17 protein-coding genes and 1 riboswitch are annotated in these 19,361 nt (G+C 66.7%); of the genes, 6 read left to right on the top strand and 11 right to left on the bottom strand.

What is annotated here, in order from left to right; genetic code table 11:
- Positions 1-154 precede the first annotated feature (154 nt).
- From pssA to HND92_RS11115, 4 genes are all read left to right on the top strand, one after another.
- Positions 155-988 carry a CDP-diacylglycerol--serine O-phosphatidyltransferase gene (gene pssA / locus HND92_RS11130; RefSeq protein WP_011805036.1) on the top strand — a complete coding sequence of 278 codons (834 nt, stop codon included), beginning with the start codon at positions 155-157 and terminating at the stop codon, positions 986-988.
- A gap of 221 nt (positions 989-1,209) precedes the next feature.
- The gene (gene leuA / locus HND92_RS11125) at positions 1,210-2,883 is read left to right on the top strand and encodes a 2-isopropylmalate synthase (protein ID WP_172207020.1); all 1,674 of its coding nucleotides are present in this window, start codon (positions 1,210-1,212) and stop codon (positions 2,881-2,883) included.
- Positions 2,884-2,918: 35 nt separating this feature from the next.
- Positions 2,919-4,457, top strand: a complete 1,539-nt coding sequence (locus HND92_RS11120; RefSeq protein WP_015913456.1) for a 2-isopropylmalate synthase — start codon at positions 2,919-2,921, stop codon at positions 4,455-4,457.
- 114 nt (positions 4,458-4,571) lie between these two features.
- Complete coding sequence (locus HND92_RS11115) at positions 4,572-5,654, top strand: serine hydrolase (protein ID WP_172207018.1); 1,083 nt, start codon at positions 4,572-4,574, stop codon at positions 5,652-5,654.
- A 67-nt stretch (positions 5,655-5,721) separates the two neighbouring features.
- On the opposite strand, the gene HND92_RS11110 is transcribed toward HND92_RS11115, so the two are convergent.
- The 6 genes from HND92_RS11110 to HND92_RS11085 all read right to left on the bottom strand — a co-directional run bounded on the left by HND92_RS11110 (position 5,722) and on the right by HND92_RS11085 (position 12,517).
- Positions 5,722-6,534: an IclR family transcriptional regulator gene (locus HND92_RS11110; RefSeq protein ID WP_172207016.1), complete on the bottom strand. Its 813-nt coding sequence runs from the start codon at positions 6,532-6,534 to the stop codon at positions 5,722-5,724.
- Between the two features lie 235 nt (positions 6,535-6,769).
- Positions 6,770-8,044: an acyl-CoA dehydrogenase family protein gene (locus tag HND92_RS11105; protein WP_172207014.1), complete on the bottom strand. Its 1,275-nt coding sequence runs from the start codon at positions 8,042-8,044 to the stop codon at positions 6,770-6,772.
- A 30-nt stretch (positions 8,045-8,074) separates the two neighbouring features.
- A complete protein-coding gene (locus HND92_RS11100) occupies positions 8,075-9,160 on the bottom strand; it encodes a phosphotransferase (RefSeq protein ID WP_123675750.1) in 1,086 nt (361 codons plus the stop codon).
- A gap of 124 nt (positions 9,161-9,284) precedes the next feature.
- On the bottom strand, positions 9,285-10,004 hold the full coding sequence (locus tag HND92_RS11095) for a Crp/Fnr family transcriptional regulator (protein WP_011805043.1): 720 nt from the start codon (positions 10,002-10,004) through the stop codon (positions 9,285-9,287).
- A gap of 202 nt (positions 10,005-10,206) precedes the next feature.
- Positions 10,207-10,974: an oxepin-CoA hydrolase, alternative type gene (locus tag HND92_RS11090; protein ID WP_172207012.1), complete on the bottom strand. Its 768-nt coding sequence runs from the start codon at positions 10,972-10,974 to the stop codon at positions 10,207-10,209.
- Positions 10,975-10,996: 22 nt separating this feature from the next.
- Entirely contained in the window at positions 10,997-12,517 is a 1,521-nt protein-coding gene (locus HND92_RS11085) for a 3-hydroxyacyl-CoA dehydrogenase (protein ID WP_047351329.1), read from the bottom strand.
- Between the two features lie 283 nt (positions 12,518-12,800).
- On the opposite strand from HND92_RS11085, the gene HND92_RS11080 reads away from it, so the two are divergent.
- Complete coding sequence (locus HND92_RS11080) at positions 12,801-14,645, top strand: FimV family protein (protein ID WP_371814753.1); 1,845 nt, start codon at positions 12,801-12,803, stop codon at positions 14,643-14,645.
- A 30-nt stretch (positions 14,646-14,675) separates the two neighbouring features.
- On the opposite strand, the gene HND92_RS11075 is transcribed toward HND92_RS11080, so the two are convergent.
- From HND92_RS11075 to HND92_RS11060, 4 genes are read right to left on the bottom strand one after another with little or no spacing between them, the layout of a single operon-like run.
- Positions 14,676-15,605, bottom strand: a complete 930-nt coding sequence (locus tag HND92_RS11075; protein WP_172207008.1) for a thiamine phosphate synthase — start codon at positions 15,603-15,605, stop codon at positions 14,676-14,678.
- 2 nt (positions 15,606-15,607) lie between these two features.
- On the bottom strand, positions 15,608-16,420 hold the full coding sequence (locus HND92_RS11070; RefSeq protein ID WP_172207006.1) for a thiazole synthase: 813 nt from the start codon (positions 16,418-16,420) through the stop codon (positions 15,608-15,610).
- A gap of 11 nt (positions 16,421-16,431) precedes the next feature.
- On the bottom strand, positions 16,432-16,629 hold the full coding sequence (gene thiS, locus HND92_RS11065; protein WP_011805049.1) for a sulfur carrier protein ThiS: 198 nt from the start codon (positions 16,627-16,629) through the stop codon (positions 16,432-16,434).
- The gene (locus HND92_RS11060) at positions 16,626-17,750 is read right to left on the bottom strand and encodes an FAD-dependent oxidoreductase (protein ID WP_172207004.1); all 1,125 of its coding nucleotides are present in this window, start codon (positions 17,748-17,750) and stop codon (positions 16,626-16,628) included. Before HND92_RS11060 ends, thiS begins: the two co-directional genes overlap by 4 nt.
- A 60-nt stretch (positions 17,751-17,810) precedes the next feature.
- Positions 17,811-17,933: riboswitch (TPP riboswitch) on the bottom strand.
- A 109-nt stretch (positions 17,934-18,042) separates the two neighbouring features.
- Between HND92_RS11060 and thiD the strand changes: the two genes are divergently transcribed.
- On the top strand, positions 18,043-18,894 hold the full coding sequence (gene thiD, locus HND92_RS11055) for a bifunctional hydroxymethylpyrimidine kinase/phosphomethylpyrimidine kinase (protein WP_047351324.1): 852 nt from the start codon (positions 18,043-18,045) through the stop codon (positions 18,892-18,894).
- Positions 18,895-18,960: 66 nt separating this feature from the next.
- On the opposite strand, the gene HND92_RS11050 is transcribed toward thiD, so the two are convergent.
- The gene (locus HND92_RS11050; protein ID WP_253940149.1) at positions 18,961-19,359 is read right to left on the bottom strand and encodes an SH3 domain-containing protein; all 399 of its coding nucleotides are present in this window, start codon (positions 19,357-19,359) and stop codon (positions 18,961-18,963) included.
- Positions 19,360-19,361 lie beyond the last annotated feature (2 nt).

The following is a 19,361-nucleotide window of genomic DNA, read 5'->3' as shown; positions in this document are numbered from 1 at the left end:
CGCTGGCGTCTTTCCCCAAGGCCACCCCGGTGGCCTTTTTTGCGTGTGGGGCAGCGGCTACACTGCGTCCTTTTCCGCACGCGTGTGCGGAACAAAAATACTATTGATTTAATAGCTGTTGGCGCTTGCTGGATGGGCGCTGGAGGTCGATTGAATGCATGATGGCAACGACGCCGCCGAAAACACGGGCGTGATGGTGCGCAAGCGCCGCAAGGGCATCTACATCCTGCCCAACCTGTTCACGCTGGCAGCGTTGTTTGGCGGGTTCTACGCCATTGTCATGGCCATGAATGGCCGCTTCGACTATGCGGCGGTGGGAGTCTTCTGCGCCATGGTGCTGGACAGCCTGGATGGTCGCGTGGCGCGCATGACCAACACGCAAAGCGCGTTCGGTGAGCAGATGGATTCGCTGTCGGACATGGTGTCCTTCGGCGTGGCGCCTGCACTGATCGCCTACGAGTGGGCCCTCAGCGGCCTGGGGCGCTGGGGCTGGATCGCGGCCTTCGTCTACTGTTCATGCGCTGCCCTGCGGCTGGCGCGCTTCAACGTCAACACCGGCACCGTGGACAAGCGCTGGTTCCAGGGGCTTCCATCTCCGGCCGCGGCGGCGCTGGTGACGGGCTTCATCTGGCTGCTGTCCGACGCGGGTGTGCAGCGCGGGCAGGACGGCCTGCTGACCTGGAGCCAGCTCACCTGGGTGATGTTCGGGCTGACGCTGTACGCCGGGCTCACCATGGTGACCAATGCGCCGTTCTACAGCTTCAAGGACCTGCACCTCAAGCGCAGCGTCCCCTTCACGGCCATCGTGCTCATCGTGCTGGGGATCGCCATCATCAACATCCATGCGCCCACGGTGCTGTTCAGCATCTTCGTGGCTTATGGATTGAGCGGCTACGGCGTGTATGCATGGCGGCGCGCCAAGGGGTATCGGGCCAGCGTGATCAGCACCTCCAAGGACGAGCCCGAGGAGCGCGGGTTGCACGAGTAGCCCTGCGTGTCGCCGTGGGTTTTTTGTGCTAGAGTCGTTCGCATGCATTTCCTGTCGCTAGCACTACTACTGAACTTGTCCCTCGGGCAGGCATAGTAGCGCGCGCGTACACACCTACTTCCCACGGCCCGTGAGCACCAGCGACGGGCCGTTTTTGTTTTTCCGGGGTCGCTGGAGCACAGGTCAGACACCTACCTTGTTCCACGAAAGAGAGAATTCCGATGCTGCAGAACCCCGCCGCCAAATACCGTCCCTTTGCCCCCGTGCGCTTGACGGACCGCACCTGGCCCGACGCGGTGATCGACCGCGCGCCCATCTGGTGCAGTGTGGACCTGCGCGACGGCAACCAGGCGTTGATCGAGCCCATGGACATCGCGCGCAAGATGCGCATGTTCGAGCAACTGGTGAAGATCGGATTCAAGGAGATCGAGGTAGGCTTCCCGTCGGCCTCCCAGGTCGAGTTCGACTTCGTGCGCAAGCTCATCGAGGAAGACCGCATTCCTGACGACGTGACCATTCAGGTGCTGACCCAGGCGCGCGACCATCTGATCCGTCGCACGTTTGAGGCTTTGGAAGGCGCGCCCCGCGCCATCGTCCACCTCTATAACGCCACCGCGCCCGTGATGCGCCGCGTGGTGCTGGACATGAGCGAGGAGGAAATCGTGGAGCTGGCGCGTGGCAACGCGCAGATGTTCAAGGACATTGCTGCCCAGTACCCCCTTACCGACTGGACGTTCCAGTATTCGCCTGAGATGTACTCGGACACCGAACTGGAGTTTTCCAAGCGTGTGATCGATGCGGTGACCGACGTGTGGCAGCCGACACCCCAGAAGAAGTGCATCATCAATCTGCCGACCACGGTGGAGCATTCCACGCCGAACATCTTCGCGGACATGGTCGAGTGGACGCACCGCCACATCCAGCGCCGCGACTGCGTGGTGCTGTCGGTGCACCCGCACAACGACCGCGGCACCGGCACGGCAACGGCGGAGCTGGCCTTGATGGCGGGCGCCGACCGCCTGGAGGGCTGCCTCTTCGGCAACGGCGAACGTACGGGTAACCTGGACGTGGTGAACGTGGCCCTCAACATGTACACGCAAGGCGTGCATCCGGGGCTGGACTTTTCGGACATCGACGGCATCCGCAGCACCGTGGAGTATTGCAACCAGTTACCCGTGCACCCGCGCCATCCGTACGTGGGCGATCTGGTCTATACCTCGTTCTCCGGTTCGCATCAGGACGCCATCAAGAAAGCATTTGCCGCCCGGCGCGAAGGCGACATCTGGGAGATGCCCTACCTGCCGATCGATCCCAAGGATCTGGGGCGCAGTTATGAAGCCATCATTCGCGTCAACAGCCAGTCCGGCAAGGGCGGCATCGCGTATCTGTTGGAGAGTGAATACGGCGTGCAACTGCCGCGGCGCTTGCAGATCGAGTTCAGCCAGGCAGTGCAGCGCGAAATGGACGCCAGCGGCAAGGAGCTCACGGCCGCCGATCTGTGGAGTTTGTTCGAGCGCGAATACCGTCTGGACGAGGCAGCAACGCCGGTATACCGTATGGAAGGCGAAAACGGCACGGTTGCATTGCGCGGACAACTGCCCTGGCAAGGCCAGACGCTGCAGATTGAAGGCGAAGGCACAGGCCCGATCGACGCATTCGTGCAGGCCGTGGCCGCTGCGCTGGACTGCGATGTGCGCGTGCTGGACTACAACGAACATGCCATCAGCGAGGGCGCCCACGCCAAGGCCGTGGCCTATGTCGAGATGCGCATCGATGATCGCCACACCGTATATGGCGTGGGCATGGATGCCAACATCGTGTCAGCCTCGATCCGTGCCATTCTTTCGGGGCTGCAGCGTGCTCCACAAGTCCAAGCCCAGGTGATGGTTGCCTGATTCCCTATCCCCACAACGACCTCAAGAGACGATCCATGACCGATAAGCTCATCATTTTCGACACCACCTTGCGCGACGGCGAGCAGTCGCCGGGAGCTTCCATGACGCGCGATGAAAAGCTGCGCATTGCCCGTCAACTGGAACGGCTGCGTGTGGATGTGATCGAGGCGGGTTTTGCCGCCAGTTCCAACGGCGACTTCGAATCGGTGCAGGCCATTGCGCGCGCAGTGAAGGATTCCACGGTCTGCTCGCTGGCACGTGCCAACGACCGAGACATCGCCCGTGCTGCCGAGGCGCTCAAAGAGGCAAACCGCGCGCGCATCCACACGTTCATCGCCACCAGCGCGCTGCACATGGAAAAGAAGCTGCGCATGACGCCCGAGCAGGTGCTGGAGCAAGCCAGGCAGGCGGTGCGTTTTGCACGCAACCTGGTGGAGGACATCGAATTCAGCCCCGAGGATGGCTACCGCAGCGACCCGGACTTCCTGTGCCGCGTGATCGAGACGGTGATCGCGGAGGGCGCCACCACGATCAACGTGCCCGACACCGTGGGTTACGCCATTCCCGAGCTGTACGGCAACTTCATCAAGAACCTTCGCGAGCGCATTCCCAACAGTGACAAGGCCATCTGGTCCGTGCACTGCCACAACGATCTGGGCATGGCGGTCGCCAACTCGCTGGCGGGTGTGAAGATCGGTGGGGCACGCCAGGTGGAGTGCACCATCAACGGCCTGGGCGAGCGTGCGGGCAATTGTTCGCTGGAGGAGGTGGTGATGGCCGTGAAGACGCGGCGCGACTACTTCGGCCTGGACGTCGGCATCGATACCCAGCACATCGTGGCCGCCAGCCGCATGGTCAGCCAGACCACCGGCTTTGTGGTGCAGCCCAACAAGGCCGTGGTGGGCGCCAATGCGTTCGCCCACGCCTCGGGCATCCACCAGGACGGCGTGCTCAAGGCGCGCGACACGTACGAGATCATGCGCGCCGAGGACGTGGGCTGGAGCGCCAACAAGATCGTGCTGGGCAAACTCAGCGGCCGCAATGCGTTCAAGCAACGTCTGCAGGAACTGGGCGTCCAGTTGGAGAGCGAAGGCGAAATCAACGTGGCGTTTGCCAAATTCAAGGAACTCGCCGACCGCAAGAGCGAGATCTTTGACGAGGACATCCTGGCACTCGTGAGCGACGAAAGCGTGACCAGCGAGAAGGAGCAGTTCGGCTTCGTGTCCCTGGCGCAGCACAGCGAGACGGGCGAACGGCCCGAGGCGACCATCGTGTTCACCGTGGACGGCAAGGAAGTCCGCAGCTCCGCGGAGGGTAATGGCCCGGTCGATGCCTCGATGAAGGCCATCGAGGCGCATGTGCGCAGCGGTGCCGAGATGGTGCTGTACTCGGTGAACGCCATCAGTGGCTCCACCGAAAGCCAGGGCGAAGTCACCGTGCGGTTGCAGAGCGCCGGCCGGGTGGTGAATGGCGTAGGGGCCGACCCCGACATCGTGGTGGCATCGGCCAAAGCCTACCTCAGTGCCCTGAATAAATTACAAAGTAAAGCTGAGCGCGTGGCAGCACAGGGCTGATACCGCGTCCTATAATTCAGGCACTTTCTAAAAGAGTCGCGCAAGGTATTGATCTTGCGCGACTTTTTTTGATTTTGTACACTGCCACACAGTTTTTGCTGCTTGGAGCATTTGATGCATATGCGCGCTCGCATCGTCTCCCGTATCTCTCAGGGATTGGCCCTTCTGGTGATGGGTATCGCATTGACCTCGCCCGGCGTGCATGCGGCCGAACGCAAGAAGGCGGTGGCAAAAAAAGCCGCGTCCACCACGGTTGCCAAACGCACCCCCGCCAAATCGTCGGCCAAGGCGCCCCGCCGGACCGTGGCCGTGAAGGCGGCGCGCGCGTCTGCGGTGAGTGCCCGTGCGCCCGTGCGCGTAGCGGCGGAGCCCGCGCGCCTCTCATTCGGGCAGTTGGCAGGGCTGCACGATGTGAGCGATCCGCTGGACCTGAAGTCGAGCGTGGCACTGGTGATCGATCAGGACACGAAGGAAGTTCTCCTCAGCAAGAATGACCATGCCGTGCTGCCCATCGCTTCGTTGACCAAGCTGATGACCGGCTTGCTGGTTTCCGAGGCGAACTTGCCCATGGACGAGCTCATCACGATCACGCAGGACGACGTGGATACGGAAAAGGGCAGCGGCTCGCGGCTTGCGGTGGGAACGACACTCTCGCGCGGTGAACTGCTGCACCTGGCACTCATGTCCAGTGAGAACCGCGCCGCCCATGCGCTGGGACGCACGTTCCCAGGCGGGCTGGATACGTTCGTGGCGCGCATGAATGCCAAGGCGAAGCTGCTGGGCATGGCGGATACGCGCTTTGTCGAGCCCACCGGCCTGTCCAGCCGCAACCAGTCCAGCGCGCACGATCTGGCGACGCTCGTGAATGTGGCGCATGGCGACGCATTGCTGCGTGAACTCTCCACGTCTCCAAGCCACGAGGTCGCCGTTGGCCGGCGCACCCTGCAATACAACAACACCAACCGGCTGGTGAAGAGCCCTTCCTGGGATATCGGCCTGCAGAAGACCGGCTACATCTCGGAAGCGGGGCGCTGCCTGGTGATGCAGGCGGAGGTGGCGGGCCGCAAGTTGATCATGGTGTTCCTCGATTCGGCAGGAAAGTTCAGCCGTCTGGGCGACGCGGAGCGCGTGCGCTCCTGGGTCGAGAAGACCCACCCCAGCGCCGGCGCCATCCTGCACGCAGGAACCAACGGTTAGCCGCGGTTGTGGCCACGGGCCGCATGCGTCTTGCGACCCGCCCGCCGGACGGCTGGCGTCAGGCCATTCAGGTCTTGAGCGGGCCGTCCAGCGCCGTGCGCTGCCCCGCCGTATAACCCAGCGCTTGGGAGATTTCATCGGCGGTGGACTGGAGCTTGGGCAGCCATCCGTCATCCAGTCGATCGGCGGGCGCTGAAATTGACAGGCCTGCCACGAGCTGGCCCTGGTCGTCAAAGACCCCCGCCGCGATGCAGCGCACCCCGAGTTCCAACTCCTCGTTGTCCCGCGCAATGCCGTATTGGCGCGCCTTGCCCAGTTCACGTTCCAGGATGGGCAACTGGGTGATGCTGTTGCGCGTGTGGCCTGGCAGGCCGGTACGCGTGGCGTACGCGCGCACGCGCTGCGGATCGTCGGCCGCAAGGAAGAGCTTGCCCGTAGAGGTGAGGTGCAGCGGGGCGTGGCCGCCAATGGCGCGCACCACCTGCATGCCCGAACGCTCGCTGTAGGCGCGTTCCACGTACACGATCTCGTCCCCCTGGCGCACGCTGAGGTTCACCGGCTGCTGGATCTGCTTGTGCAATTGCCGCATGGGTGCCATCGCGGCGTCGCGCACGTTCAGGCGCCCCTTCACCAGATTGCCCAGCTCCAACAGGCGCATGCCCAGGCGGTAGCTGCCCGACTCAGGACGGTCCACGAAACGGCCGATGGTCAGGTCATTGAGGATGCGGTGGGTGGTGGACGGATGCAGGCCCGTCTTCTCGCTGATCTCCTTCAGCGAGATGGCTTCCTCGCGCGAAGCGAGTACGTCAATCAACTGGAACATGCGCTCCAGCACCTGGACACTGGGTTTGGCGGGCGCGTCCGGCGAGTGTTTCTTCATGAGGCAGGGCAGAACCAAGGAACCGGTGATTTTATCTTGTGAAATGCCGCGCTGCTTTTACTCACTGGCTGTCTGGCCGGTCCGTGCCTTCCTCCGTGCGGCGCCAGGCCTCGTGCAGGGAGCTGCCGCAGCGAAGACTTGAACGCAGGTTGATAAAAACTTGCGGCCTAGCCACCCCAATGGGTAGGCCAGGCCGGGACCGGATCTTCAACTGCGGAGCAAGGTCCCGCTGCGCTCAAGCGCCGCGGGTGACCGGTTGGGCAGCACCACGACCGTAGGTGCCGTACTTGCCTAGTTCCCATTTGGCAATGGCGTTGCGGTGCACCTCATCCGGGCCGTCGGCGAAGCGCAGGGTGCGCGCGTTGGCATAGGCGTAGGCGAGCGGGAAATCGTCGCTCACGCCACCGCCGCCATGCACCTGCATGGCCCAGTCGATCACCTGGCAGGCCATGCTGGGGGCGACGACCTTGATCATGGCGATCTCGGTCTTGGCGACCTTATTGCCCACGGTGTCCATCATCCAGGCGGCCTTGAGCGTGAGCAGGCGCGCCATGTCGATCTTGCAGCGGGCTTCGGCAATGCGCTCCTGGGTCACGCTCTGTTGTGCCAGCGTCTTGCCGAAGGCCACCCGGTTGCTGGCGCGGCGGCACATCAGTTCCAGCGCGCGCTCGGCCTGGCCGATCAGGCGCATGCAGTGGTGGATGCGCCCGGGGCCCAGGCGTCCCTGGGCGATCTCGAACCCACGGCCTTCGCCCAGCAGGATGTTGTCCACCGGCACGCGCACGTTCTCGAAGAGGACTTCGGCGTGGCCGTGCGGCGCATCGTCATAACCGAACACGTTGAGTGCACGCACCACCGTGATGCCTGGCGTGTCGGCTGGCACCACGATCATGCTTTGTTGCGAGTGCTTGGGCGCCTCGGGGTCGGTCTTGCCCATGGTGATGAACACCTTGCAGCGCGGGTCGTTGGCGCCGCTGGTCCACCACTTGCGCCCATTGATCACGTAATGGTCGCCCTGGCGCTCGATGCGCGTTTCGATGTTGGTGGCGTCGCTGGAGGCGACATCGGGCTCGGTCATGGCAAAGGCCGAGCGCATGCGCCCTTCCAGCAGCGGCTTGAGCCACTGGGCCTTGATAGGCTCGGACCCATAACGCGCGATGGTCTCCATGTTGCCCGTGTCGGGGGCCGAGCAGTTGAACACTTCGCTCGACCACAGCACGCGGCCCATGATCTCCGCCAGCGGCGCGTACTCGGCGTTGGTCAACCCGGCGCCTTCGTAGCCCGATGCTTGGGCGGTGTCCACCGGCAGGAACAGGTTCCACAGCCCCGCGGCCTGTGCCTTGGGTTTCAGGTTTTCGATGATTTGCAGTGGTGTCCAGCGCCTGCCCGCGGCGGTGTTGGCTGCCATTTCCTCGGCATAGGCCTTCTCGGCGGGGTAGATGTGGTCGTCCATGAACTGGATCAGGCGCGCCTGCAGTTCCTTGGTCTTGGGCGAGTAATCGAAGTCCATGGGGTGCTTTCTCGTCAGTGGGGAAGGGGATCAACTCTTTTGCGCGAAGGACCACGCCAGCTGCGCCATGGGCCGTGCGGTGGCGCCTGCGGCCTTGGCCTGTGCGCTGGCGGCCGTGCCGGCCTCCACGCGCTTGGCAATGCCTTGCAGGATGGCGGCGATGCGGAACATGTTGTAGGCCAGGTAGAAGTTCCAGTCCCGGTGCAGCGCATCCACGTCGGTGATGCCGGTGCGTTCGCAGTAGCGCTGGATGTAGTCGCGCTCGCACGGGATGCCCAGCGCCGCCAGGTCCAGCCCGCCGATGCCCCGGCTTAGCGATGCGGGGATGTGCCAGCTCATGCAGTGGTAGGCAAAGTCCGCGAGCGGATGGCCCAGGGTGGACAGCTCCCAGTCCAGCACCGCGATCACACGTGGCTCGGTGGGGTGAAACACGAGGTTGTCCAGCCGATAGTCGCCATGCACGATGGACACGCGGGTTGCGTCGCGCGCGCTGTCGGGCATGTGCGCGGGCAGCCATTGCATCAGTGCGTCCATCTCGGCGATGGGCTGGGTGACCGAGGCGGTGTACTGCTTGCTCCAGCGCGAGATCTGGCGTTCGAAGTAATTGCCCGGCTTGCCGTAGTCCGCCAGGCCGCGCGCCGTGAAGTCCACCCGGTGCAGGGCAGCGATCACGCGGTTCATCTCGTCGTAGATCGCCGCGCGTTCGGCCGGCTGCATGCCAGGCAGCGACTGGTCCCACAGCACGCGGCCCTGCATGAACTCCATCAGATAAAACGCGCGCCCGATGACGGACTCGTCCTCGCACAGCGCAATCATGCGCGGCACGGGCACGTCGGTGCCGGCGAGCCCGCGCATGACCGCGTATTCGCGCTCGATGGCGTGTGCCGACGGCAGCAGCTTGGCCACGGGGCCGGGCTTGGCGCGCATCACATAGCTGCGCGTGGGAGTCACGAGCTTGTAGGTGGGGTTGGACTGGCCGCCTTTGAACATCTCCACCGTCAGCGGTCCGGCAAACCCTTCCACATGCTGCGACAGCCAGGCAGTGAGCGCGTCGGTGTCGAAGGCATGCTGCTCGGAGACGGGGCGTGTGCCGATGAAGTGCTCGAAGTTGCTCATGGGGATGGAGGGTTCTTTCAAAAAAGTGAGCTGCTTGCGCTTGTCAGCTATGGAATTCAAAGACTTTTCACATGGAAGCCATTGCGGGACAAGCGCTGGAAGCTATGGTTTTTGTAAACCTGGCTCATTGGTTGGCTTCGGAGATGCGCATCAGCGCATCCCGGTCGCGTATCACGAGGCCGCCGGGCTCGATGCGGATGGCGTCCTCGCGCTCCATGGCCTTCAGCTCCTGGTTCACGCGCTGGCGTGACGCGCCCAGCAACTGCGCCAGTTCTTCCTGGGCCAGTTGCAGGCTGATGCGCACTTCGTTGCCGTCGGACAGGCTGGGCACGCCATAGCTGCGCACCAGGTGCAGCAACTGCTTGGCCAGCCGCGAGCGCAGGGGCAGGGTGTTGAGGTCTTCCACCAGCCCGAACAGCTGCCGGATGCGCCGTGCATGCAGGCGCAGCATGGCTTCGTAGAGCTCGGTGTGCTGCGCGAGGATCTTGCGGAAGTCTGCCCGCGCCACGCAGACGATGGTGGTGTCCCCATGCGCATAGGCGTCGTGCGTGCGCCGGTCCCCGTCGAAGATCGCCACGTCGCCGAACCAGATGCCCGGCTCCACATAGGTCAGCGTGATCTGCTTGCCGGAGATCGAGGTGGAGCTCACGCGCACGGCGCCGCGCGCGCAGGCAATCCATTCCTCGGGCGGGTCGCCGCGTGCTGCGATGAGTGCGCCATCCTTGAAGCGTTTGACGTAGGAGCATCGCAGTATGTCGTGGCGCAAAGAAGGGGAGAGGGAAGAAAACCAGCGACCTGAGTTGATCGCCTCGCGTTCATCGATGGTAAGAATCGGATCGTCCATGGTCTGTCGTTTGCGTGACTGGGTTGCAGTCCATTGTCGCGTGAGGGACCGGAGCGCGGGGAGCGGGCTGTCACATGGGCGTCCGCGGGCGCGCGCGTGCTGGCGCCGCTGCCGCGGAGCCAGCAATGCCATGGATGGGTTTGAATGAGACAAGCCGCTGGCGCTTGACCGTCAAGCGCTAGCAGCTATAAAAATAGTAGCTTTAAGCGCGTGGGTCGGCAGACGCCGCCCGGGTTTCGCCCGCCGGGGCATGCTGGAGGTTGCGCACGAAGTGGCTGCGCTCCAGCGCGAGCTGTTCGGTGAAGCTGTGGTGCCGCGCCTCGCTCACCAGTTCCTTGATGCTCGCCAGCGCATGGGGCGGGCCATCGTTCAGGCGCTGGGCCAGCGCCAGCGCCTCATGCAGGGCGCGGCCGGGATCGGCCAGCCGGTTGACCATGCCCAGGGGCTGCAGTCGTGCGGCGTCGATGCGGTCGCCGCACATCAGGATCTCATGCGCCAGCGCGCGGGGCAGCATTTGCGCCAGGCTCCAGCTGGCGCCGCCATCGGGCGACAGGCCCGCGTGGATATGGTTCATGGCAAACACCGCGTTGCGCGCGGCCACCATCAGGTCGCATGCCAGCGCGAGTGAAAACCCCGCGCCCTTGGCTTCGCCCTCCACGGCGGCGATCACGGGCTTGGGATGGGTGCGTATCGCCTCGATCCAGTGGTGCAGCAGATCCAGGCCATGCACCTGCGCTGGCGCGCTCTGATGCCGCAACGCCTGCAGCCGCTGGGGGCTGCTGCCGGCGCTGAACAGGCCGTCCGCGCCCGTGATGACCACGCAGCGCACGTCGGGATTGCGCTCCGCCACGTTCAGGGCTTCGATGCCCGCCGCGCAGATGGCCGGCTCCAGGGCATTGCGCAGTTCGGGGTGGCGAAGGGTCAGGACCAGGGTCTGGCCCTGGCTGGTGCTTTGCAGTTCGGCGGGCATGGCGGCGCGGGTGGTGGCAGGGTCAGGGTTCTTCGTGCGTCAGGCTCAGGCCGATGGCGCCGCGCCGGCGCAGCCAGGGGCTGGGGCGGTAGCGCGGGTCGCCGTACACGGTCTGCATGTTGAAGAGCACTTCCAGGATGTTGGTGGGGCCCCAGCGGTCGCCCATGGCCAGCGGGCCCAGCGGGTAGCCCAGGCCCAGGGTCACGGCGGTCTCCAGGTCCTTGGGGCTGCAGATGCGCTGCTGGCAGATGTCCGCGGCGATGTTGACGATGCTGGCCACGACGCGCTGTGTGACGAAGCCGCCGCTGTCGCGGATCACGCTCACTGGCTTGCCGTCGCGCGCGAACAGCGCGTGCGCGGCGTCGCGCATGTCTTCGCGTGTGGCGGGGTTGGTCGCCAGCACGCGCCGGCGGGTGGCCGCGTCGTCGATCAGCATGTCGATGCCGATGGTGCGTGCGGGGTCCAGGCGCTCCACCACGGCCACGGTGGTCACGTCAAAGCCGAGTGGCGCGACCAGTGTGAGCGCCTGGGCCGAGGGCGAGGTGCCCGTCTCGATCGTTGCCCCCAGGTCCTTGAGCAACTGGTAAAGCTCGGCGCGGCGGGCTGCGCGCGTGGAGACCCAGACCGGCGGCAGGCCCGATACCTCGGGCACCGGCGGCTCGGCCGGCAGCTCGGGCGCACCGTCCACGTAGCGGTAAAAGCCCTCGCCGGACTTGCGGCCCAGCAGGCCGCCGCTCAAGCGCTGCGCCGTGATCACGCTGGGGCGAAAGCGCGGCTCGTCGTAGTACTGGCGGTAGATCGACTCCATGACCGGGTGCGACACATCGAGCGCGGTGAGGTCCAGCAACTCGAAGGGGCCGAGCTTGAAGCCCACCTGGTCGCGCAGGATGCGGTCCACGGTGGCGAAATCGGCCACGCCCTCGCTCACGATGCGCAGCGCCTCGGTGCCGTAGCCCCGCCCTGCGTGGTTGACGATGAAGCCCGGCGTGTCCTGCGCCATCACCGGGGTGTGGCCCATGGCGCGCGCATAGCCGGCCAAGCGGGTGCAGACATGGGGGTCCGTGCGCAGGCCGGCCACGACCTCCACCACCTTCATCAGCGGCACCGGGTTGAAGAAGTGAAAGCCTGCCATGCGCTGCGGCCGCTGCAGCGGTGCGGCCACGGCGGTGATGGACAGCGATGACGTGTTGCTGGCCAGCACGGCTTCGGGCGAGACGATGGCTTCGAGCTGTTTGAGCAGTTCCTGCTTGGCATCCAGTCGCTCGACGATGGCTTCCACCACCAATTCGCAAGCCGCGAAGTCGTGCAGCGACGTGACGGGAACCAGCCGCTGCACCAGAGCCGGCAACAGGCTCTCGTCCAGCCGACCCTTGTCCACCAGACGCTGCCACTGCTGTTGGATGTGGGTGCGGGCGGCGTCGGCGGCGCCGCCATGGGTGTCGTAGAGGTAGACCGTGCTGCCTGCCTGGGCGGCGATCTGCGCGATGCCGCGGCCCATGGCGCCAGTGCCCACGATGCCGATTGAAGTGAAGACCGTTTGCATGGCGGCAATTATCTAGCGCTATCGGATGCGACAGGGTTATGGCAAAATTTATAAACAAATTGAAACCATTGTGTTTATGCGTAACCTACTTGTCGGCGCCTGGATCTATGCCGCAGCGTTTGGGGCCAGCGCGCTTTCGCTTGGCGGCAGCCACGGCACAGTGGTTCTGGGGTCCACGATCGATCTCACCTTCGAGGTACGGCCCGATCCCGGCAAGACCGTCGCGTCTTCCTGCCTCGGGGCGCGGCTGGTCTTAGGCGCAACCACTGTCCCCGAAACGCGTGTGCATGTCACTCCCCTGGAAGGAGGCGCCATTCCGATGGTGCGCGTGCAGGCGCTCATTCCCGTGGATGAGCCGGTGCTGACTGCCACGCTCACCGCCGGCTGCGAAGGGCGTGTGTCGCGCACCTACACGTTCCTGGCAGACCCGCCCGGCACTGCACCCCCAGCGGCACGGCAGCCCATCGATCTGTCGCGCCTGGCGGTGCCCGCACCACGCGCTGCGCCGCAAGTGCGGAATGCATTGGGCGGCGAGGGGGAGGACGCACGCACGGTCCGGCGGCCTCGTGCGCAGCCGCGTGTTCCCGCGGCGTCCACGCATGCCCCGGCCGAGCGGGCGGCACGCCCATCGCGGGCAGCTAAGACCGCCACGACGCTGCGCACCAGCGCCAAAGCCTCGCCGCCCGCGGCTGCGGCGGCTCCCTCCCGCCTGGTAATGGAACCCCTGGATTTGGGTCCTGACAATGCCTCCGCGCTGCAGCTCACGCGCGAGCCGCCCCAGATGTCGCCGCGCCCCAGCGAGGCCTTGCGTGCGGAGTCGGCCGCGTGGTGGCAGGCGCTGGACACTTCGACGGCCCAAACACAGCGGTTTGAAGAGCGGCTCAAGAGGCTCGAGGCTGATGCGGCCGCGCAGGGCCAGCTGGTGGAGCGCGAGCGCGCAACGGCGACTGAGCTGCGCGAGCGCCTGGCGCAGGTGGAGTCGCAGGGGTTCCCCGCGACCGTGGTGTACATGCTCGCGGGGCTGCTGGTGCTCGCGCTGGCCTGCATTGCCTGGCTGCTGCGCCGCACGCGGCGCGAGGCGCTGCAGGCATGGCGTGACTCGGTGGCACTCAGCGGTGGCCTGCGGGACGGGGCCGTGGCCGCGGAAGGCCCTGACGGCAAGCTCCGGCTGCAGGTGGAGCCGGATGCGCGCGATGTCTGGCAGCCGACGGCGCCGCCGCCGCAGGGGCCGGACAGTGGGCCGCTTCCGCTCACGCCTACTACCGCGCCAGTGAGTCCACCCGCGGCGGCTCCAGGCCCCGCGGTGGCGGCGCCGGCTGTGGAGCCCTTGCAGGCAAGGGCCCAGTCTGGTGTGCAGCCCGAGTCGCTGTTCGATCTGCAACAGCAGGCTGAATTTTTCACCTCGGTGGGCGAGCACGAGCAGGCGATCCATGTGCTGCGCCAATACATCGCGCAGCACGGCGAAGACTCGCCGCTGGCGCATCTCGAACTGCTGCGCCTGTACCACCAACTGGGGCGAACCGACAGCTTCGACGGCCTGCGCGCGCAGGTCGAGGAGCGGTTCAATGTACGCGTGCCTCCATTTGCACAGTTCCAGCAACTGGGCCGAAGCCTGGAAGACCACCCCGAGGCGCTGGCACGGGTCGAGGCGGCATGGTCCTCGCCCGAGGTCCTGGCCGTGCTGGAGGGCCTCTTATTTCACCGGGGACAGACGCAGGGCGAGGGGCCCTTCGACCTGGCGGCGCTGGACGATCTGCTGCTGCTGCTGTCCATCGCCCAGACCACGCCCGCACATTTGCGCGGTGCGCCGCCGCCCCGCGCGCGCACCACCCCGCGTGCCACGCCAGCGCTCCACCCGATGGGCGCGCAGGATGGGACGGGCCGGTCGCTGGACTCGATGGCGGCCGGCCTGGCGCTGCTGCCGGTGGATGACGGCTCGCCAGCATCCACTTGCGCCGCCGCGGTGGACGTGGACGTGTCCGGGCCGCCTCACATCACCCTCAGCGATCTGCCGCCCGTGCCCGTCACCCCGGCGCCCGCGCAAGGGCAGGCCGTGGGTTTTGGCATGGAAAACGACAAGCTGGAGTTGCGCTTCGAACTGGAGCAGTCGCAAAAGAACCGCTTCTGAAGCGCGAACGCCCCCCGTGCGCGGACGGGGCTATCGCCTGCCGGCGTCCATGGCCCGCATGAGCTGCGCCGCAGCGGCTTCCGGCTGATCGGCCGCCACCACGGCGCGCACCACGGCGATCGACCCCACTCCGGTGGCCAGCACTTGCGGGAACTGGGCCAGGCCAATGCCGCCGATGGCAACCAGCGGATAGCCGCGCATCAGCCGGGCATAGCCCGCCAGCCGCGCCACGCCCTGGGGCACTGTGGCCATTTTCTTGAGCGTGGTGGGGAACACCGCGCCCATGGCGATGTAGCTGGGGCTGGCCGCGTCGGCGCGCACCATCTCGGCGTAGCCATGCGTGCTCACGCCCAGGCGCGCCCCGGACTCGCGCAGCGTGCGCAGCTCTTCGGGGCTCAGCGCATCCAGATCCTCCTGGCCCAGGTGCACGCCATAGGCCCCGGCCGCGATGGCCTGGCGCCAATGGTCGTTGATGAACAGCAGCGAAGCGGTGCCTTGCACGGCCTGCACTGCGGCGCGTACCTCGCGTGTGATGGCCGCAGGGTCGTCACTTTTGAAGCGCAGCTGCACCGTCGGCACGCCGGCCTGCGCCATGCGGCCCACCCATTGGGCATCGGGCAATACGGCGTAGAGACCCAGGTTCTGCGGGCAGGCTGCAAAGGGGTGCGCATGGGGGCGCGGCTGCAGTCCGAAGTCGGCGGGCTCGTCGGGCCACTGCGCCGGGTCGAAGCGGCCGGTGCGCCGCGTCTGCGCAGCCCAGGCGCGGGCCAGGCAGTCTGCGTCATGGGCGATGAAACCCAGGGCGCTGCAGGCCGCAAGGGCTGCGCGGTACACGGGGTCTTCCACGGTTGTCGCCGGCATCGGCTGGGGCGGGAAGTCCGCAAACGCCGACGCATGGTGCTGGCGGATGGCTTGCTCCATGGCGGCTGCGGAAGGCAATGGCGCGGCGGCTTGCGGCATGCTCAGCCCTGCGCGTGGTGCCAGAACGGCGTGCCCAGCACGGGCGTGCTGGGTTGCGCCGCCTCCTGCGGTGTCATCGCGCCGGCCATGCGGGCGGCGCGGCCTGCGGCCACGGCATCGGCAAAGGCGCCGGCCATTTGCACGGGGTCGGTCGCCAGGGCCACGGCCGTGTTGAGCAGTACGCCGTCGTAACCCCATTCCATCACCTGGCAGGCGTGGGACGGCAGGCCGAGGCCGGCGTCCACGAGCAGCGGCACGTCCAGGCGCTCGCGCAGCAACTGCAGGCCATAGGGATTCACCGGGCCGCGGCCCGTGCCGATGGGCGCCGCCCACGGCATGACGGCCTGGCAGCCCACGTCCACCAGGCGCTGGCACAGCACCAGGTCTTCAGTGCAGTAGGGCAGCACGTAGAAGCCTTCGCGGACCAGTTGCTCGGCTGCCTGCACCAGGTTCAGCGTATCGGGCTGCAGCGTGTAGTCGTCGCCGATCAACTCCAGCTTGATCCAGGGGGTGTCGAAGACTTCACGCGCCATATGGGCGGTGGTGATGGCTTCCTGCAGGCTATGGCAGCCGGCGGTGTTGGGTAGCACCGGCACCTGCAGGCGCTTGAGCAACTCCCAGAAGCTGCTGCCGGATTCGGCCGGGTTGCTGCCCTGGCGGCGCAGCGATGCGGTGAGCATCGCGGGCCGCGCGCGCTGCACGGCGGCCTCCAGCACGGCGGGGGACGGATAGCGCGCGGTGCCCAGCAGCAGGCGGCTCTGGAACGCCTGGCCGTAGAGCACCAGTGTGTCGGGGGAAGAGGTAGGACTGTTCATGGGTGAAAGGCTCAACCGCCGGTGACCGGCGCAATGATTTCGATCTGGTCGCCGGACTGCAGGGCGTGCGCGGCATAGCGGGCACTGGGCACGAACTGCAGGTTCACGGCCACGGCAAACGGGGGCTGGGGTGCCAGGTGGGCCACGGCGTCGGCGACGGTGGCGCCATCGGGCAGTTGCACGGCGTTTTGGTTGATGAATACGTTCATGTGTGCAGCGCAGCTTCGCGGTCGAGCTGCAGCGAGAGGTCGAATTCAGGGGCGAGCTCGGATTGTCCCGTGTTCAGCACCTGCATGACCACATCGAGCATGGCCGGCGCGATCATGAAGCCGTGGCGATACAGACCGTTGACCTCCAGCACGCGATCCTGCACCACGCGCACGGCGGGCAGGTTGTCGGGCAGGGTGGGGCGGCAGTGGGTGGAGATCTCCAGGATACGCGCCTCGGCAAAGCCCGGGTGTACGGCGTAGGCGGCGCTCAGCAGCTCCAGCGTGGAGCGCACGCTGGCGGGCGACATGTCGTCGGATTCGATCTCGGTCGCGCCGATGACGAACACGTGGTTCTCCTTCGGTGCGATGTAGATCGGGTAGCGGGGATGCACGATGCGCGTGGGGCGCTGCAGCGTCACGTCGGGCGCGTGCAGGCGTACCACCTCGCCGCGCAGCCCGCGCAGTTGCGGCCATTGCGCACGCGCGCCCAGGCCTCGGCAGTCCAGCACCCAGTCGGGCTGGCCGGCCTGGCCGGGAGTGAAGTCGGCCGGCTGGCGCGCGCTGCCCCAATGCGTGACCACGCCCAACTGGTCCATGGTGGCGGCCAGCGCGGCCAGGGCCTGGCGGTTGTCCAATTGGCCCTCGCCGGGCAGGTACAGGCCCTGGTGGAAGCGCTGTGCGGCCGTGGGCTCCAGTGCGGCCACACCAGCGCTGTCCAGCGCCTGCATGCGCGGCAGCCCGGGCACCAGGCCTTGGGTCTGCTCGAACTTCAGGCGCATGCGCGCGGCTTCGGGCGCATCCTGGCGGTGCCACAGGATCAGCGTGCCGTCATGTTGGAAGTACACCGGTGCGGCCAGCGGTGCCAGCAGCTCGGGCCAGCGCGCCAGCGAGTGCACGCCCATGCGCACCACGCCGGGCTCGGCCACGATGGATTCGGCCAGGGGGGCCACCATGGCGGCGGCCACGTAGGCTGCGGCGCCTTCGGCGGCACGGGTGCCTGCCTCGTGCACCTCAACGGCGTGGCCCTGGCGGGCGAGTTCGACGGCCAGCAGGCGGCCCATGAGGCCCGCGCCCAGGATGGTGACGCGGGAGGAGGAGCGAAGGGTGGGGAAAGTGTGCATCGTGTCCGTGATGAAAGGCCAGGCCAAACAACCAAAGGACAAAACGGGAGCGCGCGGCGCGCCGATGCTGTTGAAACTCCCCACGCCAGCATGACCTGGATCGGGTGCTTAGGGTATTTCTCAGTCGCCTGCCGCTTTCGTCAACACGTTGTTAGTGCGGCGGGGACACCCCTGTTTCGTCCGTGGCCGGCATTACAGCACAGGGGTGGTGCCCCTGTTGTTGACGTGGCGCAGGCTCTGGCGTTGCCGCGGCTGCGTTGAATGCGCTGCGGCTTGGCCGATAATTTTTGCCATGAACCAAGAGACACAGACGCCCGGCGGTGGCCGGCGCTATGCGCGCGTGTTGACCATCGCGGGCTCGGACAGCGGCGGCGGCGCGGGCATACAGGCCGACCTGAAGACCTTCAGCGCCCTGGGCTGCTACGGCATGACCGCGATCACCGCCATCACCGCGCAGAACACGCGCGGCGTGACGGGCATCCACGGCATTCCGCCCGAGATGCTGCGCGCACAGATCGACGCCGTGGTCGAGGACATCGGCGTGGACGCGGTGAAGATCGGCATGCTGCATTCGCCCGAGGTGGTGCAGGTGGTGGCCGACGCGATTCTTCGCCATGGCTTGCCCAACGTGGTGCTGGACCCGGTGATGGTCGCCACCAGCGGCGACCGGCTGATTGCCGAGGAGACCGTGGGCACGCTGGTGCGCGCGCTGTTCCCGCTGGCCGCCGTGGTCACCCCCAACCTGGACGAGGCCGGCTGGCTGCTGGGCCGCGCCATTGCCGACGAAAGCGCGCTGGACGCGGCCGCCACCGACCTGCTGGCGCTGGGCGCGCGCGCGGTGCTGCTCAAGGGCGGGCATCTGCCGGGCGACCGGGTGGTGGATGTGCTGGCCCTGCCTGGCGACGAGCGCCACCGCCTGGAAGCTGCGCGCATCGTCACGCACAACGGCCACGGCACAGGCTGCACCTTGTCGTCGGCGATCGCTGCGCACCTCGCATTGGGCCAGCCGCTGGCGCAGGCGGTGCGGTTGGCCCGCCAGTACATTCTGGGCGCGATCGCTGCGGGGGCCGATGTGCGCACCGGCCACGGCCACGGGCCGCTCAACCATGGCTATGCGCCGGTGGCGCAGCGTGTGATCGAGTAACGGGCGGCTGAGGGAGCGCCGGGCACCGCGCGCGCACAGGCCCACACCGCCGCGGCACCCGAAATATCACCAGCCCCAGGTCAGGCGCCGGGCCACCCAGCCCTTTTGCCCGTCTTCGCGCTGCACCCGGGCCCAGCTGCCCGACTGGCCCAGGCTGCGCACCACCTCATGCTGCTGCAGCTTGCCCACGGTCTTGTGCTGCTGGCCGGGGCCGGCGCGCAGGTTGGCGACGCGTGCCGTCACCACGCGGTGCGGCGTCTTGCTGGTCAGCGGCGCGTACACCCAGCCGAGCGGCTCCTCGAAGTCCCGCACTTGGAGCCACCGGCCCTTGCGCTGCTGCACCTGCAGCGGATAGCCCCGGCCCAGCTCCCACAGCGTCGCCGAGCGGGTGCTGGGCTTCTCGCGTACGTTGACCGCATTGCCCTTGATGCTGACGAAATCGCGCGCCTGCACGCCGGCGGGCATGA

This window comes from Diaphorobacter sp. JS3050 (assembly GCF_013154915.1).
GTDB classification, from domain to species: Bacteria; Pseudomonadota; Gammaproteobacteria; order Burkholderiales; family Burkholderiaceae_C; genus Diaphorobacter; species Diaphorobacter nitroreducens.
Note: the sequence above shows the minus strand (reverse complement) of the source record. Positions and strands in the feature narration are given on the sequence as shown.